Annotated in this window: 14 protein-coding genes; 12 read left to right on the forward strand and 2 right to left on the reverse strand. The window is 38.6% G+C overall.

Annotated elements, in window-relative coordinates:
* Window positions 1-131: 131 nt before the first annotated feature.
* The 4 genes from FNN09_RS02960 (at window position 132) to FNN09_RS02975 (ending at window position 6,024) form a co-directional block, all read left to right on the forward strand.
* A complete protein-coding gene (locus tag FNN09_RS02960; protein ID WP_143299993.1) occupies window positions 132-1,640 on the forward strand; it encodes an NAD(P)H-hydrate dehydratase in 1,509 nt (502 codons plus the stop codon).
* A gap of 155 nt (window positions 1,641-1,795) precedes the next feature.
* Window positions 1,796-2,896, forward strand: coding sequence for a DUF4831 family protein (locus FNN09_RS02965; protein WP_143299994.1), 1,101 nt, complete (start codon window positions 1,796-1,798; stop codon window positions 2,894-2,896).
* 34 nt (window positions 2,897-2,930) lie between these two features.
* A complete protein-coding gene (locus tag FNN09_RS02970) occupies window positions 2,931-4,391 on the forward strand; it encodes an aminoacyl-histidine dipeptidase (RefSeq protein WP_143299995.1) in 1,461 nt (486 codons plus the stop codon).
* A gap of 73 nt (window positions 4,392-4,464) precedes the next feature.
* Window positions 4,465-6,024: an MFS transporter gene (locus tag FNN09_RS02975; RefSeq protein ID WP_143299996.1), complete on the forward strand. Its 1,560-nt coding sequence runs from the start codon at window positions 4,465-4,467 to the stop codon at window positions 6,022-6,024.
* A 438-nt stretch (window positions 6,025-6,462) separates the two neighbouring features.
* On the opposite strand, the gene FNN09_RS02980 is transcribed toward FNN09_RS02975, so the two are convergent.
* The gene (locus tag FNN09_RS02980) at window positions 6,463-7,764 is read right to left on the reverse strand and encodes an NCS2 family permease (RefSeq protein WP_143299997.1); all 1,302 of its coding nucleotides are present in this window, start codon (window positions 7,762-7,764) and stop codon (window positions 6,463-6,465) included.
* A 17-nt stretch (window positions 7,765-7,781) separates the two neighbouring features.
* A complete protein-coding gene (locus tag FNN09_RS02985) occupies window positions 7,782-8,495 on the reverse strand; it encodes a DUF5020 family protein (protein WP_143299998.1) in 714 nt (237 codons plus the stop codon).
* Between the two features lie 241 nt (window positions 8,496-8,736).
* Here FNN09_RS02985 and ileS point away from each other — a divergent pair, with 241 nt between their 5' ends.
* From ileS to cysD, 8 genes are all read left to right on the forward strand, one after another.
* Window positions 8,737-12,168, forward strand: coding sequence for an isoleucine--tRNA ligase (ileS, locus tag FNN09_RS02990; RefSeq protein WP_143299999.1), 3,432 nt, complete (start codon window positions 8,737-8,739; stop codon window positions 12,166-12,168).
* A gap of 32 nt (window positions 12,169-12,200) precedes the next feature.
* The gene (locus tag FNN09_RS02995) at window positions 12,201-12,578 is read left to right on the forward strand and encodes a TraR/DksA C4-type zinc finger protein (protein WP_143300000.1); all 378 of its coding nucleotides are present in this window, start codon (window positions 12,201-12,203) and stop codon (window positions 12,576-12,578) included.
* 175 nt (window positions 12,579-12,753) lie between these two features.
* Complete coding sequence (locus FNN09_RS03000; RefSeq protein ID WP_143300001.1) at window positions 12,754-13,359, forward strand: lipoprotein signal peptidase; 606 nt, start codon at window positions 12,754-12,756, stop codon at window positions 13,357-13,359.
* A 256-nt stretch (window positions 13,360-13,615) separates the two neighbouring features.
* Window positions 13,616-16,036, forward strand: a complete 2,421-nt coding sequence (locus FNN09_RS03005) for an SLBB domain-containing protein (RefSeq protein WP_143300002.1) — start codon at window positions 13,616-13,618, stop codon at window positions 16,034-16,036.
* 381 nt (window positions 16,037-16,417) lie between these two features.
* Window positions 16,418-16,795, forward strand: coding sequence for a GxxExxY protein (locus tag FNN09_RS03010; protein ID WP_143300003.1), 378 nt, complete (start codon window positions 16,418-16,420; stop codon window positions 16,793-16,795).
* A 706-nt stretch (window positions 16,796-17,501) separates the two neighbouring features.
* Complete coding sequence (locus tag FNN09_RS03015; RefSeq protein ID WP_143300004.1) at window positions 17,502-18,611, forward strand: Wzz/FepE/Etk N-terminal domain-containing protein; 1,110 nt, start codon at window positions 17,502-17,504, stop codon at window positions 18,609-18,611.
* An 11-nt stretch (window positions 18,612-18,622) separates the two neighbouring features.
* A complete protein-coding gene (locus tag FNN09_RS03020) occupies window positions 18,623-20,029 on the forward strand; it encodes a UDP-glucose 6-dehydrogenase (RefSeq protein ID WP_143300005.1) in 1,407 nt (468 codons plus the stop codon).
* Between the two features lie 593 nt (window positions 20,030-20,622).
* Entirely contained in the window at window positions 20,623-21,540 is a 918-nt protein-coding gene (cysD, locus tag FNN09_RS03025) for a sulfate adenylyltransferase subunit CysD (protein ID WP_143300006.1), read from the forward strand.
* Window positions 21,541-21,601: the final 61 nt, after the last annotated feature.

Genomic DNA, 21,601 nt, shown 5'->3' on the forward strand with positions numbered 1-21,601 from the left:
ATGAAACTGACTTCAAACGCTAAGCACACAGGACTATTGCCTCGAGCATGAACATGAAAATTTAACTTCTTGGCGTTTACAACTTATTTTGAAACAAACTCTATGTCAGAGAATAACAAAATTATAAACACATGAAAATATTTCCCGTATCCCAAATTTCATCCATTGATCAATATACGATAGAGCATGAGCCAATTGACTCTATTGACCTAATGGAACGTGCCTCTCAAGGGTTTTATGATTGTTTTATTGATTTATATCCCCATGGTGATGTAAGTATACTGGTTGGTCCTGGGAATAATGGTGGCGATGCTTTGGCGGTAGCGCGTATGTTGTATCTATCAGGCCGAAATGTTATTGCTTATGTAATGTCAAATGAAGATAAGCTAAGCCGCGATGCTCAAATTAATCTTGTGCGATTAAGGGAATCGGGCTGTTCGATAATAATGCCGAATTCGACAAAAGACTTTATGTCTGTTGAGGAGAAGTGTGTGATTATTGATGGTTTATTTGGTTCTGGACTTAATCGCCCCATCGAAGGTTTTTATAAGGAGGTGATACAATACGTCAACAGTATTGATGTTCCGGTAGTAAGTATAGACCTGCCATCAGGTTTGTTTGGTGAAGATAACCGAGCGAATGATCTAAGCGCCATTGTTATGGCCGACCACACCATCAGTTTTCAATTTCCAAAACTAGCCTTCCTGTTGGCAGAGAATGAGCATTTTGTGGGGGCTTGGCAGGTAGTTGATATTGGACTACATCCTGCCATAATACACGAAACTAAGTCGGATTACTGCTTTAGTGAACGCTTATTGTTAAAACGTTTATTAAAGAGTAGAAGCACTTTTACGCATAAAGGAGATTGTGGACATGCTTTATTATTAGCTGGTAGTGTGGGTAAAATGGGAGCGGCCATTCTTTCATCTAAGGCTTGCTTAAAATCAGGAGTGGGCTTGTTAACAACGCATGTTCCCCGCATGGGATATAATGTCATTCAAATTACTACACCTGAGAGTATGGTAAGTATCGATCGATCGGAAATATTGATTTCTGAGTTTCCTGACCTGCATAACTTTTCAGCCATTGGTATTGGGCCGGGTATCGGTACTAAGCCTAATACACAATCGGCATTGCGCGATTTGTTAGAGTCCTTAAATGGAAAACCAATTGTTCTGGATGCTGATGCGCTAAATATATTAGCCCTTGACGAGTCCTTGTGGTCGCTATTGCCAAATAATGCAGTACTAACACCTCACCCTGGTGAGTTTGATCGCTTGGCAGGATCAAGTTTGTCATCTTATGAGCGTTTGCGAAAAGCTAAGCGTCTGGCTGTCGATTTGGGCGTGACCATTGTGTTAAAAGGCGCTTTTACCGCTGTGATTGATAATAATGGACATTGTTATTTCAACCCAACGGGCAATAGTGGAATGGCAACCGCTGGTAGTGGAGATGTATTAACAGGCATTATTCTGGCTTTTTTAACACAAGGGTATTCAGCCATTGAGGCAGCGCGTTTGGCTGTCTATTTACACGGTTCTTCTGCCGATATTGCCTTGCAAGAATCATCTGAAGAAGCAATTGTTGCTTCGGAAATAGTTGAGAATTTAGGTGCTGCATTTCAGCAAATAAGGCGATAATTATCATCTTGGCTTTTAATTTTTTTCGTTTACCTTTGGTGTCCGTCGCAATTTCTTAAAATGAGTGACGTTGTTTTTAAGTGTAGTCATTGAAAGTCATGTTTTTACAGGGCTGTTGAAAAAACGTTAATCGATAAAATAAAACAGTGATAGTAATGAAGAAATTTTTTCTTGCCTTAGGCTTGGTTGCAGTACTTTCTTCGTGTGCTGTAGAACAAGTAATTCCTACCAAAGTAAACGTGCAAAATGTATCTGATATGCAAAATGCTACCAGCGATGCATTGTTGTATAATTTGCCATTGACAATGGTTCGAGTGAATGTAGAAGTTGAAAAAACGATTAATAAGGTGGGGCCTTTTTATCGTTACTCCCAAAAAATGTTGAATGTGAGCGATGTTGTTACACAGGACAAGGAGGAGTGGCGTATTAAAGCGGTTTATATCCAAACTTTTGGTGTGCCTGATGAGAGCAAGCAATATGCCATTTCTTACTCGGGTAAAAGTTCAGCGCCTTTTGTAACGCTTACGCCAGAAGGGGTTTTAACCGGTATTAACAATGCTAGTGAATTGCAGGAGTCGCATCTTAAAGATTATACAGCTGAAGAGATACCTTCTGTTGAAGATGTGAATTTTAATGAGGTTGATATGATTGAGAAACAATTATCAAAGACCTCGACAGCTGCCATGGCACAAGAAACAGCCAATTATATTTACAAGATACGTAAACGACGGTTTAAAATATTAGCTAGCGATTATGAGCAGTTGCCACCCGATGGTCATTCCTACGAGGTAATGGTGCGCGAATTGAATAAGCTGGAGGAAGAGCACATGGAGTTATTTGTGGGTAAGCGTCAAACCTATTCAACTATTCAGTCTTTTGATATGGTTCCAGACAGAATGAGTACCAATAATGACGTATTATTTCGTTTCTCAACGGTTAATGGTATAGTTGATAAAATGGATGTGAGTGGAGCGCCTGTTTACTTTGAATTGGAAGCATCAGAGGTGAAAGAGTTACCTAATGAGCCAGACGTGGTGGAAAAGGATGTGGAAGTAAGAAATGGTTTGTTTTATTGTAAGCCTGGTAAAGTAACGGTTAAGGTGATTGATAAAAATAGGTTAATTAAAGAAACCGAGATTTATCTTGGGCAATACGGACAAGTTATCTCCATGCCATCAAATGTATTGGAGCAGGAGAATGTAAGTATCCGCTTGAATCCGGTTACTGGAGCATTGCAAAGTATCGAAAGAAAATAATAAATTATAAAATCCCTTTTTTAAACAATAAGTTATGAGCGAAATAGCTAAGTTATCTCCCCAGGGACTATGGGAAAGCTTTTATAAATTGACACAAATTCCACGCCCTTCTAAAAGAGAAGGAAAAGCCATTGATTTTATGGAGGAATTTGGTAAGTCACTTGGTTTAGAAACTATACGCGATGAAGTGGGTAACATCATCATTCGTAAGCCAGCAACACCTGGCTATGAAAATCGTATGGGTGTTATTCTTCAGAGCCATATTGATATGGTGCCGCAGAAGAATAGTGATAAAGTTCACGATTGGGATACCGACCCAATTGAAACTTTGATTGAAGATGGTTGGGTAACTGCTAATGGAACAACACTTGGTGCCGACAATGGTATTGGTGTAGCTGCAGCTATGGCTGTTTTGCAAGCGACAGATATGGAGCATGGCCCTGTTGAGGCTTTAATTACCATGGATGAAGAAGCAGGTATGACAGGAGCCAATGAGCTTAAGCCTGGTTTATTAGAGGGAGATATCCTTTTAAACATGGATTCGGAAGATGAGGGTGAGCTTTATGTTGGTTGTGCAGGTGGTTGCGATGCCAATGTGAAATTTAATTATACCGAAGCTGAAGTGCCAGCTGAATCAGTAGCTTTCAAATTGTCGTTAACAGGTTTGAAAGGCGGTCACTCAGGTATGGATATCGTTCTTGGCCGTGGAAACGCCAATATATTAATGTTCCGCTTCTTAAAATTTGCAGTGGCTAATGATGATGCACGCTTAGCTTCTATCGATGGTGGTAGCTTGCGTAATGCTATCCCTCGCGAAGCATTTGCTGTGGTGACAGTGCCTGCTGCCAATGCTGACGAATTTATTGAGAGCATTGAAGAGTATGAAGAAATTTATAAGGCTGAGTTTGGTAGTGCTGAACCTTTCTTGAGTTTTGTTGCTGAGAAAACAGACATGCCTTCTTCTTTAATTGATGAAGTAACACAGGATGATTTAATCAATGGTATCATCGCTGCTCCTAATGGTGTAATGCGTATGAGTACCGATATGGAAGGATTAACTGAAACTTCAACCAACTTGGCTATTGTTAAATCACGTGATGGCGAAGTTATTGTTCAGGCCTTAATGCGTAGTTCGGTTAATACAGCTATTGAAGCATTAGCATCTAAAATGGAGAGTGTATTCCGTTTGGCAGGTGCTGAAGTGTCATTTGGTGGTCAGTACCCAGGATGGAAGCCTAATTTAGATTCTCCAATCCTAAAAACCATGCAGGAAGTGTATAACAAGAAGTGGGGGAAAGTTCCTGAAATCAAAGCCATCCATGCAGGATTAGAGTGTGGTATTTTAGGGAGCGCTTATCCGCATTGGGATATGATTTCATTTGGACCAACCATTCGCTTCCCTCACTCTCCGGATGAGAAAGTGAACATCGAAACAGTGTCTTTATTCTGGGAGTATTTGGCAGAGACATTGAAAAGTATACCAGTTAAAAAATAATTTATCAAATAAAGATAGCTGCAACATAAGTTGTGGCTATTCTTTTATGTTCGTATAACTAACTACAATTGTAATGACAGAAAAAGTACAAAAGACTTTGCGCGACTCCGCAGCGTTGCGTTGGTCGGCGTTAATCTTATTAAGTGCATTAACGTTTTCTACCTACTGGTTTCAGGATTTCTTCTCAGGACTAAAAGGTCTGATGGAGACTGAAATGGGTATTGATAGTGAAGAGTTTGGTCGAATAATTGGCATGACTACGATTGCTAATATATTCGGGATGATTATTATTGGTGGTATCATACTAGATAAATGGGGTATTCGTATTGCGGGTATCGTATTTGGATCGATTGCCACATTAGGTGGTGCCATTACAGCCGCGGCTGCTTCAGGATGGCTTGGAGATGACCAATCAACGGTTGTTAATTATATGATATTAGGACGTATCCTTTTTGGTTCAGGTCTTGAAGTGTTGTGTGTGGTTGCTACTCGTACAATCGTTAAATGGTTTAAAGGTTATGAGTTGGCATTGGCAATGGCCATAAATATGGGCTTTGGCCGTTTAGGTTCAGCCATGGGTACGGCTTTGTCTCTTGATATTGGTGGAGGGCACGTTGCTCCTGCTGTAACTTTTGCTGCAACTCTTATTGGTTTAGCTTTAATCTTATTCTTGATTTATACTGTTTTTGATATTAAAATTGATAAGCAAGAAAAAGCTATTGCAGGTGAACAGGAGAAAGATGACTCAGAGGATTTCAAGTTTTCTGATCTTTTGGCATTGCTTAAGAACTCATCATTTATATACATCGCCTTGTTATGTGTTGCTTTTTATGCAGCTATTTTCCCGTTTATGATGTATGCGCCTGACTTGTTAATTAATAAGTTTGGATTTTCACAAGTATTGCCTGCCGCTGGAGAAGTTATCCTTTGGGGTAGTAAAGCCTTGGGAGCTGCAAGTGTATACGTGATTTTCTTCTTGTTTGCAATCTGCTTTGCTGTTGTGCCAAACAATGTAAAGACCAAGGCTATGGCCTTAGGTATTAAGGTAGTTTCGGTTGTTCTTTTCGCCAGTTACCTTTTCTACATGAAAGATGTATTGGCCGTGTGGTTAACGAACGGTGCTAAAACAGCGAGTTTAATTCCTTTAGGAACCATTATTTTCACGCCAATATTCGGAAACTTTGTTGATAAAAAAGGTAAGGCAGCGTCATTAATGATCCTAGGTTCATTACTATTGATTTTTGCTCACTTATCATTATCAGTACTCAACAATGTGATCATCGCCTATTTTGGTTTAGTTAGTTTAGGTGTTGCTTTCTCATTGGTGCCAGCTGCTATGTGGCCGTCGGTTGCTAAAATTATTCCTGAAAATCGTTTGGGTACAGCTTATGCATCCATGTTTACCTTACAAAATTGGGGTCTTGGATTATTCTTCTGGGGTATTGGTGCTTTGTTGAAGTTTGTTAACAAGGATATATTACCAGCGATCGAAGCAGGTGATGCCGTATATGACTATACTGTGCCAATCCTTATTTTGGTTGGTTGCGGTGTTATTTCTATTTTCTTATCATTTAAATTAAAGCAATCTGATAAGAAATATGGATATGGACTTGAAAAAGGTTCTAACGATTAAATACATATTTTTCACGAAATAGATGAAGCAGCTATCCTTTGGGTGGCTGCTTTTTTAATGCTTGAATGTATTTGTGTTCGATGAAACGTCATTTGTTTTAAAGGGGCGAGGCTTTATGGGATCATAGGATATTTCTGTGGATTAATATAATTTGTGAACGTAAGGAAGCAATGAAATTTACCTTGCTCAAACTACTGATTGAGATAGTAAAATTACCAATAGGAGGCCACTTTTTGCCAATGGGCGACCATTTGTTGCCAATTGAAATAATCAAATTACCAATTGATTGGTACTAATTGCCGATTGCCTTCCTCAAATTACCAAAGGGATACAAAAAAGTCCCGATGGGCGGGTGTGACCTGCCTCGGGACTAGTAAAATCAAAGCAAAAAAAAGGCCACTCTTACGAATGGCCTTTTGAAATATAGAAATGTATTGTCTACATAAAAATAAACTTCATGGCAAATAAAACTGCCAATACGTAGGCGATAATTGAGATGTCTTTGTGTTTACCGGTCAGTAATTTTAAAACTACATACGATAAAATACCAAATACAATACCTTCAGCAATAGAGAAAGTCAAAGGCATCATAATTAAAGTGAAGAATGCTGGAATAGATTCTGTGAAATCCTCTAAATCAAGATTCTGAATTGGTGTCATCATCATTACACCCACTAAAACCAAGGCAGGAGCTGTGGCTGCTGCAGGAATCATTAAGAATAACGGAGATAAGAACAGCGCTAAAATAAATAAACCAGCAGTTGTAAGAGCCGTTAAGCCAGTACGTCCGCCTTCGGCAACGCCGGCAGCAGATTCAACATAGGTTGTAACGGTTGAAGTACCAAGTGCTGCACCAACAGTTGTACCAATAGAATCGGCCATTAGCGCCTGCTTCACGTTTGGAATACGGCCGTCTTTGCCAATCATTTTTGCTTTTGTAGAAACACCAATAAGCGTTCCAACTGTATCAAACATATCCACAAATAAGAATGTGAATAAGACAGTGATCATGGTGAAGATGCCTTCAGCACTGTTGATCCAACTCCAGTCAAATTTCCAGGCAATTGATGAGATAGATGGTACAGAGAAATCGAAGTGTGGTAACTGTGTTACGCCTAATGGAATACCAACTACCGTAGTGATGACCATGCCAATCAATAAAGCACCCTTAACTTTAAGAGCTAATAATGCGCCAGTAAGCACAATACCACCCAAAGCTAGCAATACAACAGCACTTTTCATGTCACCTAAATGAACAAAAGTAGCGTCGTTGGCAACAATAATGCCTGCGTTTTTCATACCAATAAAGGCAATGAATAATCCAATACCTACTGAAATGGCATTTTTGATGCTTCCAGGTATAGCATTGATAATTAGCTCGCGAATATTAAAGGCGGTCATTAATATAAATAAGATACCTTCAAGAAAAACGGCTGTTAAGGCAAATTCCCAAGACATGCCCATGCCAATACAAACGCCAAAGGCGAAGAATGCATTTAGTCCCATTCCTGGAGCCAATGCAAAAGGTAACTTGGCCCATAAAGCCATTACTAAAGTACCAACGGCTGCCGAAAGAGCTGTTGCCGTAAATAATGCTCCTTTATCCATGCCAGTGGCCGATAGTATATCGGGGTTAACTGCAAGGATGTATGCCATTGTCATAAACGTAGTAATACCAGCGATTACTTCCGTTTTAACATTGGTTTTATTTTCTGATAATTTGAAAAATTTCTCTAACATATTGTTGTTGCATTAAATTAGAATGTCCACTTAGCAGCAAGGGTTGGGTTAACCATTATGCCATCGTTAAGACCAAAGTTATTGCTGATTTCGATTTCACCACCCAAAGAAAGCTTCTGGTTTACGTTATACCAAAGTTGTGGTTCCATTAGGAATACATATTCTTTGATGCCTGCGAAATCTCCATTGTCGTCAAGTACAGCAACATCTTCTCTCCAAAAATCAGCAAAGCCATTGAAAGTTAATTTACCTTCCATTAATTGAACAGCCCAAACTCCTGTAAGCTGGAAGCCTGTTAAATTATCACCGTCTTCTTTACCGTCTTTAATGTACTTTAAGTTAGCCTGTAGTGTAAATATTTTTGAAAAGTCACTTGAAGCAAAGGTGTATTGTCCACCGGCCAGCCAGGCATTTTTAATGGCGAACCCAGTTACATTACCACTATTAAATTCAACACGAGGTTCGAATTTTTGAGTTTCTTTCCACTTAAAGCTTCTTGCAATCTCCCAATAAGCCAATGAAACACCATTGTCAACACCTCTTGAGTCATTGCTGTAGTCCATATCAACAAAAAAGAAAGTGCTACCATATTTATCTGGCTTAAACATCTCTAATGTTGTAGTAACCATTTTACGATCTTTGCCAAAATCGTAATGAACTTGTAAGTTTTGAGCTTTGGCGAATGTTCCAATTGCCATCATAGCAATCAATGAAAATAGAATTCTTTTCATAATAAGTGCGTAATAAATTGTTTATACATAGTTATTGATGGCGCAAAAGTACATTTTTTATCAACGCATATAATGATTAAATTCTCTATTTGTTTTCTGGTTGGCTTATTTATAGTGATTAAAAGAAAAAATCAACTGTGCTTTTTATCATCTCAGTAAGGCGCTTAATCATTTGGTTTTGACTATACCAACATCTATATTTGTAGACTTTTTAAAATTAGAGTCAAAAAATATAGAATTAATGAGCGCAAAATTTCCGGAATATAAAGGATTAAACCTGTCGCAGGTAAATAAGGATATACTTAAGGCCTGGGAGGAAAACGGAGCATTTGAGAAGAGTGTTAGCACAAGGGAAGGTAAGCCTACATTTGTGTTTTATGAAGGGCCTCCATCCGCTAACGGAATGCCAGGTATTCACCATGTGATGGCGCGTACCATTAAGGATATTTTTTGTCGTTTTAAAACCCAACAAGGCTTTCATGTAAAACGCAAGGCTGGTTGGGATACACATGGTTTGCCAGTTGAATTAGGCGTTGAAAAAGCTTTGGGTATTACTAAGGAAGACATTGGTAAAACAATTACCGTGTCGGAATACAACGAGGCTTGTCGTAAAGATGTGATGAAATACACGGATTTATGGGAAGATCTAACGCACAAAATGGGTTATTGGGTAGATATGGAAGATCCGTACATTACCTATGACAACCGTTACATAGAAACACTTTGGTGGCTTTTAAAGGAGTTGTATAAGAAGGATATGCTCTACAAAGGTTATACTATTCAGCCATATTCACCTGCTGCAGGTACCGGTTTAAGTACGCATGAACTAAACCAACCGGGTTGTTACCGCGATGTAAAAGATACAACTTGTACAGCACAATTTAAGATTGTTAGAAATGAGGCTTCTGAAAAGTTATTTAATAACGATGAAGAACTAAGTTTCTTAGCATGGACAACAACACCGTGGACTTTACCTTCGAACACTGCTTTGGCTGTTGGTCCAAAAATTGAATATGTAAAGGTTCAGTCGTATAACCCGTATACAGGTGCGCCTGTTTCGGTTATCGTAGCAAAATCTTTGCTTGATAATTATTTCAACCCTAAGAATGCAGAGCTGGATTTTGATGCTTATCAGTCTGGTGATAAAAAGATTCCTTTCAAAGTTGTTGCTAGTTATGTGGGAACAGACTTGGAAGGGGTTCGTTACGAGCAGTTAATGCCGTGGGTGAAGCCTGATGGTGATGCTTTTCGTGTAATCCTTGGTGATTACGTAACTACTGAAGATGGTACTGGTATTGTTCATATTGCGCCTACTTTTGGTGCTGATGATGATCGTGTTGCTAAGCAAGCTGGTATTGCACCACTTATTTTAATAGACACGGAGGGTAAGCGTCAGCCAATGGTTGATAAAACTGGTAAATTCTTTAAGATTGAGGATTTGGATGCTGAATTTGTTGCCAAGTTCGTGAATAAAGATACCTATGGCGAGTATGCAGGTCGTTTTGTGAAGAATGCCTATGATACTTCTTTGGCGGAAGATGCTCCTACGCTTGATGTGGATTTAGCGGTGATGCTGAAAAAGGAAAACAAGGCTTTCAAAGTAGAGAAGCATGTTCACAATTACCCACATTGCTGGCGTACTGATAAGCCAATATTATATTACCCATTGGACAGCTGGTTTATTAAAACAACGGCCGTGCGCGATCGTATGATTGAGTTGAATAAAACCATTAATTGGAAGCCATCATCAACCGGAACAGGTCGTTTTGGTAAATGGTTAGAGAATTTGGTGGATTGGAATTTGAGTCGTTCGCGTTATTGGGGAACACCATTGCCAATCTGGAAATCAGAAGATGGAACAGAAGAAAAGTGCATTGGCTCTGTTGAAGAGTTGATGAATGAGATAAATAAAGCCGTGGATGCCGGACTAATGGAGAAAAATCCGTTTGATGGTTTTGAAGTGGGTGATAATAGCAAAGATAATTACGATAAAATAGATTTGCACCGTCACCACGTTGATGGCATTGTATTGCTTTCCGATAGTGGGCAGCCAATGCAACGCGAATCTGATTTGATTGATGTATGGTTCGATTCAGGTGCTATGCCATATGCGCAAATGCACTATCCATTCGAGAATAAAGAAGGTTTTGATCAGGTTTATCCTGCCGATTTTATTGCGGAGGGAGTTGATCAAACACGAGGATGGTTCTTTACATTGCATGCCATTGCAACCATGTTGTTTGATACTGTTGCTTTCAAGAATATTATTTCCAATGGATTGGTCTTGGATAAAAAAGGTAACAAAATGTCCAAGCGCTTGGGTAATGGTGTTGATCCTTTTGAAGTGATTGAGAAATACGGTTCTGATCCATTGCGCTGGTACATGATTACCAATGCACAGCCTTGGGATAACCTTAAGTTCGATATCGCAGGTGTTGATGAAGTAAAACGTAAGTTCTTCGGAACATTATATAATACCTATTCTTTCTTTGCATTGTATGCCAATGTTGATGGTTTTACCGGAAAAGAAGCATTGGTGCCAATTGAGAAGCGTTCAGAGATTGACCGTTGGGTCATGTCTTTGCTAAATTCATTGGTTAAGGAAGTAACGGAAAGCTATTCAAACTACGAGCCAACACGTGCTGGTCGCGCCATTCAGAATTTCGTTATGGAGAATCTGAGTAACTGGTATGTGCGTTTAAACCGTAAACGTTTCTGGGGTGGTGAAATGAACGAGGATAAGTTGGCGGCCTACCAAACATTGTATTCTTGCTTGGAAACAGTGGCTTTGCTTTCTGCTCCTATCGCTCCATTCTTTACAGATCAGCTTTTTGCTGATTTAAACAAAATGTCAGGCAAGTATACCGATGTATCCGTTCATTTAGCTGAATTCCCAGGTTTTGATGAGGGGATGATTGATAAAGCTTTGGAAGAGCGTATGGAATATGCCCAGTCGATTTCGTCAATGGTATTAGGTTTACGACGTAAAGTGAATTTAAAAGTGCGCCAGCCATTAAATAAAATAATGGTACCTGTTTTAGACGAAATCTTTGAGCATCAGTTGGAGGCTATTAAGGATTTGGTTCTGACTGAGGTGAATGTCAAGGAGATGGAGTATCTGAAAGAAGATGCCGGGGTCTTGGTGAAAAAAATTAAGCCAAACTTTAAAACCCTTGGTCCTAAGCATGGTAAAAATATGAAAGCAATTTCAGGTGCTATAAATGCCATGGGTCAGGAAGAAATTGCTATCTTCGAGAAAGAAGAGCAATATGCATTGGATGTCAACGGACAATCCATTACACTAACGCTGGAGGATGTAGAGATTATGTCAGAAGACATCCCAGGGTGGTTAGTAGCTAATGAGGGTAAGATAACAGTGGCTTTGGATATTAATGTAACTGAAGAATTACGCGAAGAAGGTATTGCGCGTGAGTTTGTTAATCGTATTCAAAATCTACGTAAAGACTCAGGTTTTGATGTGACCGACAAAATTAAGTTGCAAATTCAAAAGCACGATGCCATTAATAGTGCCGTTGAAAAGCATGCTGAGTATATTGGAGCCCAAACATTAGCTGTTGAAGTAAAATTAGTGGAACAATGCAATAATGATGGTGTCACAACCGTTGATATTGATGATGAAATAACCACCGCTATGTCTGTGCAAAAGGCATAAGTGGACTATTTGATAACTAAAACTTAGTCATTATGGCTGAAAAAACCCGTTACTCAGATGAAGAGCTTCAGGAATTCAAAGAGATTATCCTGAAGAAACTCGATAAAGCCAAGAAAGATTATGAATTGCTTCGTAATACCATCACACACCAGGATGGTAACGATACGCAAGATACATCACCTACCTTCAAAGTGCTGGAGGAAGGGGCTGCTGTATTATCAAAAGAAGAGGCTGGTAAATTGGCGCAACGTCAACAAAAGTTTATTCAGCACTTATCGGCTGCCTTGGTACGTATTGAAAACAAAACCTATGGAGTGTGTCGTGTCACTGGTAAATTGATTCCAAAAGAACGTTTGCAAGCGGTGCCACATGCGACCTTAAGTGTAGAAGCAAAGCAAGGGCAAAAGTAAAAGCCATTGGTTTGTGACTATTTCTTAGAAAATATATTGATTGACCAATGAATTGCTATGTGTAATTCATTGGTCAATTATGCGTTATAAAGTAATGGTAATAAAGTGTGTGTTTCTGTAACCACATTCATTAATTCCCGTAATTACAGTCAATAAATATTTTAAAGCAATTACTATGTCAGTATTGAAAAAGTCATTTCTCATCATATTTCTTATCCTGTTGATCGATCAACTTGCTAAGTTCTATATTAAAACACATATGATGCTTGGTGATGAAATTCCTGTTTTTGGTAATTGGTTTATCATTCATTTTGTCGAGAATAATGGAATGGCCTTTGGTATGCAGTTGGCTGGTAAATTTGGTAAGGCTTTTTTAAGTATTTTCCGAATGATAGCTGTTGTGGGTATTGGCTGGTACATGGTTAATCTGAGTAAAAAAGATGCCCCAAAGGGTTTGATCTATTGTGTGGCTTTGGTGCTGGCTGGTGCTTTGGGTAATATTATTGATAGTGCTTTTTATGGTGTGATATTTAATCATAGTTACGGTCAGATTGCCACATTTATGCCTGAGGGAGGTGGGTACTCATCTTTCTTGCACGGTAAAGTGGTTGATATGCTGTATTTCCCCTTGGTTGAGGGGCGTTATCCTGAGTGGTTCCCCTTTGTAGGTGGCAACCCTTTTATCTTTTTTCGCCCTGTTTTTAATATTGCAGACTCATCCATTACCATCGGGATTTTTATAATATTATTCTTTCAGAAGCGTTTCTTTAAAGAGGAGTAGTTTCCCTTAATGTTACGAGTTGTTAAAGCTTATTTGATATGTTGAAAAATATCTTTTTTAACATAGGATTATAGGCTATAATGCATAACTTCGCGCTGCCTTTGGTTTATGGGTGCTCATTGTGCTTGTAAGGCATTGGTTTTTAAATAGAAAGCTTTCTGTTTCCTGCTGTTTGCATTGGGAGTCAGGAAGCGATAGCGTACTGTTAAATCAACAATAGTACCTGATAAAGGTTCATTTAAAATTATAGTGACGTATGAGTTTACGTTTGATATTATTTTCGTTGTTAGTTATTTTTGGTGCTCAGCTTGTGTTGCAGGCACAAAGTATCGACCCCAATTCTGTCGATGTGAAATCCATGAATGTGGATGATATGACCGATGCTCAAGTCTTGCGCATGGTGCAAGAGATGGAGAAGCGGGGGTTGTCAGAACAGCAGGCCATCGCACTTGCCCAGGCTCGTGGGATGAGTCAACAGCAGATTGCTAAATTAAGACAACGAATCAATGAGGTGAAACTATCAGGGGGATCTGATGCTACAAATCGAGGCGGCAGTGGAGCGATGACCGATGGGTATGGCATGGTGGAATCCATCAAGATGCCTGTTGATTCTGCAGTTGTCGATCAGCGTATTTTTGGTTTCTCCTTCTTTAATAATGAAAACCTGACCTTTGAACCCAACGTGAACATTCCGGTGCCACCATCCTATGTGCTTGGTGCTGGTGATGAATTATTAATCGACGTATGGGGAGTATCTCAACAGAGCTACCAATTACTTGTTGATAAAAACGGATCTATTAACATTCCTAATGTAGGGCCCGTTCAAATTGGAGGCTTAACACAAGAAGCAGCCCAAAAGCGCGTATTTAATAAGCTAACTTCAATTTATAGCGACCTGAAATCTTCAAACCCACGTACGTTTGCCACCATTAATGTGGGTACGGTTAAGTCCATTAAAGTCAATGTGATTGGGGAAGTGTTTTTACCAGGGACCTATACCTTGCCTGGTACGGCATCTGCTTTTAATGCTTTGTATTTATCCGGTGGCCCTAACAAAGATGGTTCTTTTCGTAATATCCAAGTAATACGTAATGGTGAAATTATTGCCGAGTTGGATGTGTATGAATTTTTGTTGAGAGGTAAGAGTGATATAAACATTCCTTTAAGTGATAACGATATTGTTTTGATACCGACCTATGAAAAACGAATCAAAATAGCAGGCGAATTTAAACGCAATGGATTGTTCGAAGCCAAAGATCAAGAGGTGGTGAGTGATATGATTGAGTTCGCTGGTGGTTTTACTGAGGATGCCTATTCTCAGCGTATTGAATTATACCGTACCACATCCAAACAACGTTCATTTAAAGATGTAATGGCTAATAGTTACGATCAGGTAATGTTGCAGAGTGGTGATAGTATTGTGGCTGGTGTCGTGTTAGAACGGTACGAGAACAAAGTTAGTATTGAAGGGGCTGTTTATCGACCAGGGAATTACGAATTAACAGAAGGCTTAAGTCTAAAGCAATTGATTGATAAGGCGGATGGCGTTAGGGAAGATGTATTTCTTAATCGTGGTTTAATTACGCGCCTAATGGATGACCTAAGTTTGCAAAACATCACCTTTAACGTACAAGAAATACTTCGTGGAGATCAGGACATCGCCTTGCAGCGTGAAGATATCATCACCATATCATCGATTGAGGATTTAAGAGAAATAAGGACGGTAGAAATATTTGGCGAGGTGCAATACCCCGGTGAGTTTGACTTCAATCAGGAAATGACTTTGTCAGATTTGGTATTTAAAGCAGGTGGTTTTAAAGAATCTGCTTCAGAGGCTTTCATTGAAATTTCACGCCGTTTAAGTCATGATGAAGCACAAAAGTCAGGCAATAAAATAGCACACGTCTACCAATTCTCCATATCCCGACAGCTAAAGATGCACGGTGAGGATGCACAGTTTAGCTTACAACCATTTGATCAGGTCTTTGTAAGGCAGGCACCCGGTTTCGAAACGAAATCAATCATTAATGTGTATGGAGAGGTGAATTATGCCGGCTCTTTCAGTTTAACCTCCAAAAACGAGCGGGTATCGACCATAATAACCCGCGCTGGAGGCTTGTCGCCAGATGCCTACCCTAAAGGAGCTATGTTGACCCGTAAGGTGGAGGTATCGCAAAAAGTAAAGCGATTAAGAGAGCAACTCGTTGCATCAGATACCTCATTGGTATTCTCAGATCTAGGTTTCGATGTGGTGAGCATTGATTTGGAACAAATTCTTAAGAATCCAGGGACGAAAGAAGATATCTTTTTGCAAGATGGTGATGAATTAGTCATTCCCCGTCAGTTACAAACAGTAAAGGTAAGCGGAGGCGTACTAAATCCCTTATCAGTATCATACATAGAGGGTAAGAATATGAAGCACTATGTGCGTTCCGGTGGTGGTTTTGATTTGCGAGCAAAAAAAGGAAAAGTATATGTGATTTATCCCAATGGAGCAGCTGCTTCAACAAAAAACTTCTTGTTTTTTAGGAGCTACCCCAAGATAATGCCAGGGTCTGAAGTTGTGGTGCCACAGAAACCCGTCAAAGAACCAATCCCTGCATCTGCCTGGATTGCGATGGCTAGCGCCTTGGCTTCATTGTCACTCACGATTGTTACAATTGTTGACAGAATGTAGGGAGGGTGAAAAAGACAAAAAAGTAACCGCATATTGCACGGATTATCACAGAAAAAGAAATAGCTATGCCATTTCAATTAATAAATGTAAAACAACGCAGTTGTTTTCAAATCCGTGTTAATCAGCGTCAATCAGCGGACAAAGGAAAGTAAAACATATACCTGTGGATGAAAGAATAATCAACCACAGATTACACAGATTAACACAGAAAAGAAATAGCTATGCTATTTCATAAAGGAAAAGCGAATAGGATATATACGAAATAACGAAGTTTTTTAATCCGTGCTAATCAGCGTCAATCTGTGGACAAAGAAAGTAAAGTATCTATTTGTGGATAAAGAAACGATAGAGTGCTATTAATAAGATAATAGAATAGTATAAATGACAATATTACCTGATAAGGAAAAGACCTATAAAATAATTGGTTGTTGCATGGAAGTGCATTCCGAACTAGGTGGAGGCATGTTAGAACCAATTTATCAGGAAGCACTAGCTATTGAATTGGCTAATAAGCAGGTTTCATTCAAACGAGAAGAAGCGTTAAGAGTATATTACAAAGGAGTTGAATTAAACAAACGGTATAAAGCCGATTTTGTCTGTTACGATGAAATTATAATAGAATTAAAAGCGGTTTCTGAGCTGACAGATGAACACATGGCACAAGTGATAAATTATTTAAAGATAACCGGAAAGAAACTGGCATTACTTGTTAATTTTGGAAATGAATCATTGGAATACAAGAGAGTCATTAATTCATAAGTAAGCACTAATAGAAATAATATTAGACCATAGATTAACGGGTGTGAACTTTAAAGAAAAGGAAAAAAAGTAACCGCAGGTTATCACAGAAAAGAAATAGCTTAGCTATTTCAATTAATAAACTTAAAACGACGCAGTTGTTTTTAAATCCGTGTTAATCAGTGAATATCTGCGGACAGCGAAAAGGAAAGTATAGAATCGCAGATTAAACAGATGGTCATTAAAAAGAGAACTGACAATTATTTAGATTCAAAAGATACCGTGTTAAGCGGCAGACTGGATAAATAGAGAAAAGGAAAAAAATAACCGCAGATTACACAGATTAACACAGAAGAGAAATAGCGATGCTATTTAAAAAAGAAAGGATTACGATTTAAGGAACAACACAGTTGTTTAAAATCCGTGTTCATCAGCGAAAATCTGCGGACAGAGAAAAAGAAAGTATTGAATCGCAGATTAGATAGACTGTCATTAAAAAGGGAAACGACAATTATTTAGATTAAAAGAGCATCATATAAATTGGTAAGAATAAAAAAAAGTAACCACAGATTTCACAGATTAACACAGAAAAGAAATAGCGATGCTATTTAAAAAATGAGAGGATTACGATTTAAGGAACGACACAGTTGTTTCAAATCCGTGTTAATCAGCGAAAATCTGCGGACAGAAGAAAATATAATTCATATCTGCGGAAAAAGTTCATTATATGAATACAGAAAATACAAACGATAACTTACAAATCATCAAAGACGATGAAATAGACCTTATCGCCCTCGTCAAAACAATCTGGAATGGTCGAAAGACCATTTATTATTCCATTGGCGTAGCTGTAATTATTGGCTTAATCATTGCCTTTACCAGTCCAGTAAAATACCAGGCATACTCTACCCTTATCCCTTCTGAAGAAAAAAAAGGAGGAATGGGTAACCTAGGAGCATTAGCAGGTATGGCAGGTATTAATCTCGGTTCCATGATGGGCGGTACATCTGGCATTCCAGCTGAGGTGTATCCGCAGGTGGTTAATTCTTATCCCTTTAAAAAAGAGATGGTGCATCAGAAGTTTCATTTTGAAGACTATACTGAACCAATTTCATTGTACGAATATGCTTTGGCTGATACAATAGAATCTCTTGGTAGCAAAGTGGCTAAATATACTATTCGTTTGCCCTGGACCATTAAAGATGCTCTAAGTGGTGGAAACGAGGACCTTAAAACTGAATTACCCGATTATGGGGTACTCCAATTATCTGAAGAGGAGTTACGTGCCATGGCAGCAGTAGAACAGGTGATAGTTATTGAAGTGGATAAAAAAACGGGACTAATCAATGTGTCAGCCGAAGTGGGTGAACCAGTTTTGGTAGCTCAGTTCGTGCAAAAAGCTGTTGAGTTATTGCAAAACTATGTGATCCGTTACAAAACCAAACAGGCACGTGAACACCTGGAGTTTATACAAAAGCAATACGACCAAAAGAAAGAGATATACGAACAGTCACAAGGGCGCTTATATGCATACAAAGACAAGCATCGTAACATGGTGTCGGAACGTGTTAATTTAGAGTTTCAACGCTTAAGTGATGATTACGATATGTCATCAACCGTTTTTAAAGGTTTGGCTCAGCAATTGGAACAGGCCAAGATTGCGGTGAATGAGCAAACGCCTGCCTTCACCATCTTGGAACCAGCCAAAGTGCCAATTGATAAAAGTGGACCGAAGAAAAAGATTATTTTAGTGGTGAGTGTGTTTTTAGGTGGGTTTGTTGGATTAGGAGTTGTGTTTGGTAAGTTGGTGTGGTCAAGTGTGAAAAATAATTTTTAATCTTATATAAAATGAATATCCCTAATAATATTACAAATATTTGCTGCATTGGTGCCGGTTATGTTGGTGGTCCAACCATGGCTGTAATCGCACAAAAGTGTCCTGAAATAAAGGTAACTGTTGTGGACATTAATCAGCAACGTATTGCAGATTGGAACACTGAAAATTTAGATAAGCTGCCTATCTACGAACCAGGCTTGAAAGAGGTGGTACAGGAAGCTCGTGATAGAAATTTATTTTTTTCTGCAGAAGTGGATAAAGCTATTGACGAGGCACAAATGATATTTATCTCTGTGAACACGCCAACTAAGACCTATGGGGTGGGTAAAGGCATGGCCGCCGATCTAAAGTATGTAGAATTATGTGCTCGAAAAATCGCAAAGGTGGCTACATCTGATAAAATAGTAGTTGAGAAATCAACATTACCTGTAAGAACAGCTGAATCCATTAAAACAATATTGGACGCTGAAGGGAAAAATGTAAACTTTAAAGTGTTATCAAATCCTGAATTTTTGGCTGAAGGAACAGCCATTGATGACTTACACAATGCCGACCGTGTACTAATTGGTGGAGATCAGGATGAAGATGGACTAAAAGCCATTCAAAGCTTGGTAAACGTATATTCACATTGGTTGCCATTAGAACGTATTCTCACAACCAATGTATGGTCTTCTGAGCTATCTAAGTTAACTGCAAATGCATTCTTAGCCCAAAGGGTATCTTCTATTAATGCTATGTCTGCCCTTTGTGAACAGACGGGTGCCAATGTGGACGAGATTGCCAATGCTATAGGATCGGATAGTCGGATTGGTCCTAAATTTTTAAAAGCATCTGTTGGTTTTGGCGGTTCTTGTTTTCAAAAAGATATTTTAAATCTAGTTTATATCGCTCGTTCATACGGTTTAGGTGAAGTGGCCGATTATTGGGAACAGGTTATTAAATTAAACGATTATCAAAAGCGTCGTTTTGCAGAAAAGATTGTCAAGACGCTTTTTAATACAGTATCAGGTAAAAAGATTGCGATGCTTGGATGGGCCTTTAAACAGGATACCAATGATACCAGAGAGTCAGCTGCGATATATGTTGCGGATTACTTACTAAATGAACAGGCAGAATTAGTAATTTACGATCCCAAGGTTAAAGCCGGACAGATATATACTGATTTGGATTATTTAAGTACCCGATCAGAAGAAGAAAATAAACGACTAATAACTATTGTTAATGATCCATATGAAGCGATGGACGATTCGCATGCTGTGGCAATTTTGACTGAGTGGGATGAGTTTAAAGCATACGATTGGAAAAGAGTATATAATTGTATGAAAAAGCCAGCATTCGTGTTTGATGGTAGGAACATATTAAATATACGTATAATGGATGAAGTTGGTTTTGAATTGTACACAATTGGAAGGGGCTAAAATAAATCCAATGCTAATAATATGCCTTTTAATTATTTTTTATGGAATGGTAGATTAATTTCATTGATCAGAAAGAATTGTAGGGATAGATAATAATTAGTAGAGTTAATACTAGAGTGTACATTAGTAATGTTTATATCTTTTGGTGTTCATATATGGTTGATGATCTCAACTCACTGTGTAATCATGGCTTAGCGAGTTGTAGTAATGCATTGGTTGAATACGAAATTAAGATTGATTCTGTCGCATTACGAAAATAGGGGAGGTAATATTGTTTAGCATATCAAGAGCAAGTGATTTTTAATAATTTTATGTATTTTACAATGGGGTAATTATTTTAAATGTAATTGAATCACGTCAAGTGTTAATCCGATCTAAGTCTTAGATCCATTAACTCAATTCAGAATTTAATCATAATTAGTAAGGGCATTAGATATAGAAAAGAATCAGCTCAATCAATAAATGATAGTTTCTTTGGAGGCTCTGTAACTTATGCGGTATATGCCCTAGGAAAATTATAATCGTAGATATTGTAATCCACTAAAAGGTATTTAATTATCGTTAGCTCTTAACTAAAAGTAACAGCAGTAAAAATGAACGAAAAAGTAGATTATAAGATTTCTCACTTAAAAGAACTAGAAGCGGAAGCTATTCATATTATTCGAGAGGTGGCTGCCGAATTTGAGAATCCAGTAATGCTCTATTCCATTGGTAAAGACTCATCGGTGATGGTTCGCCTTGCCGAAAAAGCTTTTGCTCCGGGGAAAGTGCCATTCCCATTGATGCACATTGATTCGAAATGGAAGTTTAAAGAGATGATTGAATTCCGTGACCAATATGCGAAAGAAAAGAATTGGGATCTTATAGTACACCACAATAAGGAAGGTTTTAATTCAGGCATTGGCCCTTTCTCTCATGGCAGCAAGGTGCATACTGATGTTATGAAAACACAAGCTCTTTTGGATGGGCTTAATAAGTTTGGCTTTGATGCGGCTTTTGGTGGAGCACGTAGAGATGAGGAGAAGTCGCGTGCAAAAGAACGCATATTCTCATTTCGGGATAAGAATCACCAGTGGGATCCTAAAAATCAACGCCCCGAGCTATGGGATATCTATAATACAAAAGTACACAAGGGTGAATCAATCCGTGTATTTCCAATCTCCAACTGGACAGAATTGGATGTTTGGCAATACATTCGTCTAGAAAATATACCTATTGTTCCACTTTATTTTGCAAAAGAGCGACTTGTGATTGAGCAAGATGGTAATTTGATTCTTGTAGACGATCATCGTATGCCTAAAGAATTGGCAGATACAGCGGAGAAGCGTATGGTACGCTTTCGTACTTTAGGATGTTATCCTCTAACAGGTGCGGTAGAATCGAATGCCACATCGGTAGAAGATATCGTTGAAGAGATGATGACCGTAAAGGTCTCAGAACGTACAACACGCGTCATTGACTTCGACCAAGATGGAAGCATGGAGCAAAAGAAACGAGAAGGGTATTTTTAAAAGTACTAGGAATTCATGCTAAAATGTAATGTAATCATACGAAAAACGTTAAAGTTAATTT

Source organism: Carboxylicivirga sp. M1479, from assembly GCF_007097485.1.
Lineage (GTDB): Bacteria > Bacteroidota > Bacteroidia > Bacteroidales > Marinilabiliaceae > Carboxylicivirga.

Coding starts and splice junctions, on each gene's coding strand:
- FNN09_RS02960 (WP_143299993.1), top strand. CDS start 132: ATGAAAATATTTCCCGTATCCCAAATTTCATCCATTGATCAATATACG.
- FNN09_RS02965 (WP_143299994.1), top strand. CDS start 1,796: ATGAAGAAATTTTTTCTTGCCTTAGGCTTGGTTGCAGTACTTTCTTCG.
- FNN09_RS02970 (WP_143299995.1), top strand. CDS start 2,931: ATGAGCGAAATAGCTAAGTTATCTCCCCAGGGACTATGGGAAAGCTTT.
- FNN09_RS02975 (WP_143299996.1), top strand. CDS start 4,465: ATGACAGAAAAAGTACAAAAGACTTTGCGCGACTCCGCAGCGTTGCGT.
- FNN09_RS02980 (WP_143299997.1), bottom strand. CDS start 7,764: ATGTTAGAGAAATTTTTCAAATTATCAGAAAATAAAACCAATGTTAAA.
- FNN09_RS02985 (WP_143299998.1), bottom strand. CDS start 8,495: ATGAAAAGAATTCTATTTTCATTGATTGCTATGATGGCAATTGGAACA.
- ileS (WP_143299999.1), top strand. CDS start 8,737: ATGAGCGCAAAATTTCCGGAATATAAAGGATTAAACCTGTCGCAGGTA.
- FNN09_RS02995 (WP_143300000.1), top strand. CDS start 12,201: ATGGCTGAAAAAACCCGTTACTCAGATGAAGAGCTTCAGGAATTCAAA.
- FNN09_RS03000 (WP_143300001.1), top strand. CDS start 12,754: ATGTCAGTATTGAAAAAGTCATTTCTCATCATATTTCTTATCCTGTTG.
- FNN09_RS03005 (WP_143300002.1), top strand. CDS start 13,616: ATGAGTTTACGTTTGATATTATTTTCGTTGTTAGTTATTTTTGGTGCT.
- FNN09_RS03010 (WP_143300003.1), top strand. CDS start 16,418: ATGACAATATTACCTGATAAGGAAAAGACCTATAAAATAATTGGTTGT.
- FNN09_RS03015 (WP_143300004.1), top strand. CDS start 17,502: ATGAATACAGAAAATACAAACGATAACTTACAAATCATCAAAGACGAT.
- FNN09_RS03020 (WP_143300005.1), top strand. CDS start 18,623: ATGAATATCCCTAATAATATTACAAATATTTGCTGCATTGGTGCCGGT.
- cysD (WP_143300006.1), top strand. CDS start 20,623: ATGAACGAAAAAGTAGATTATAAGATTTCTCACTTAAAAGAACTAGAA.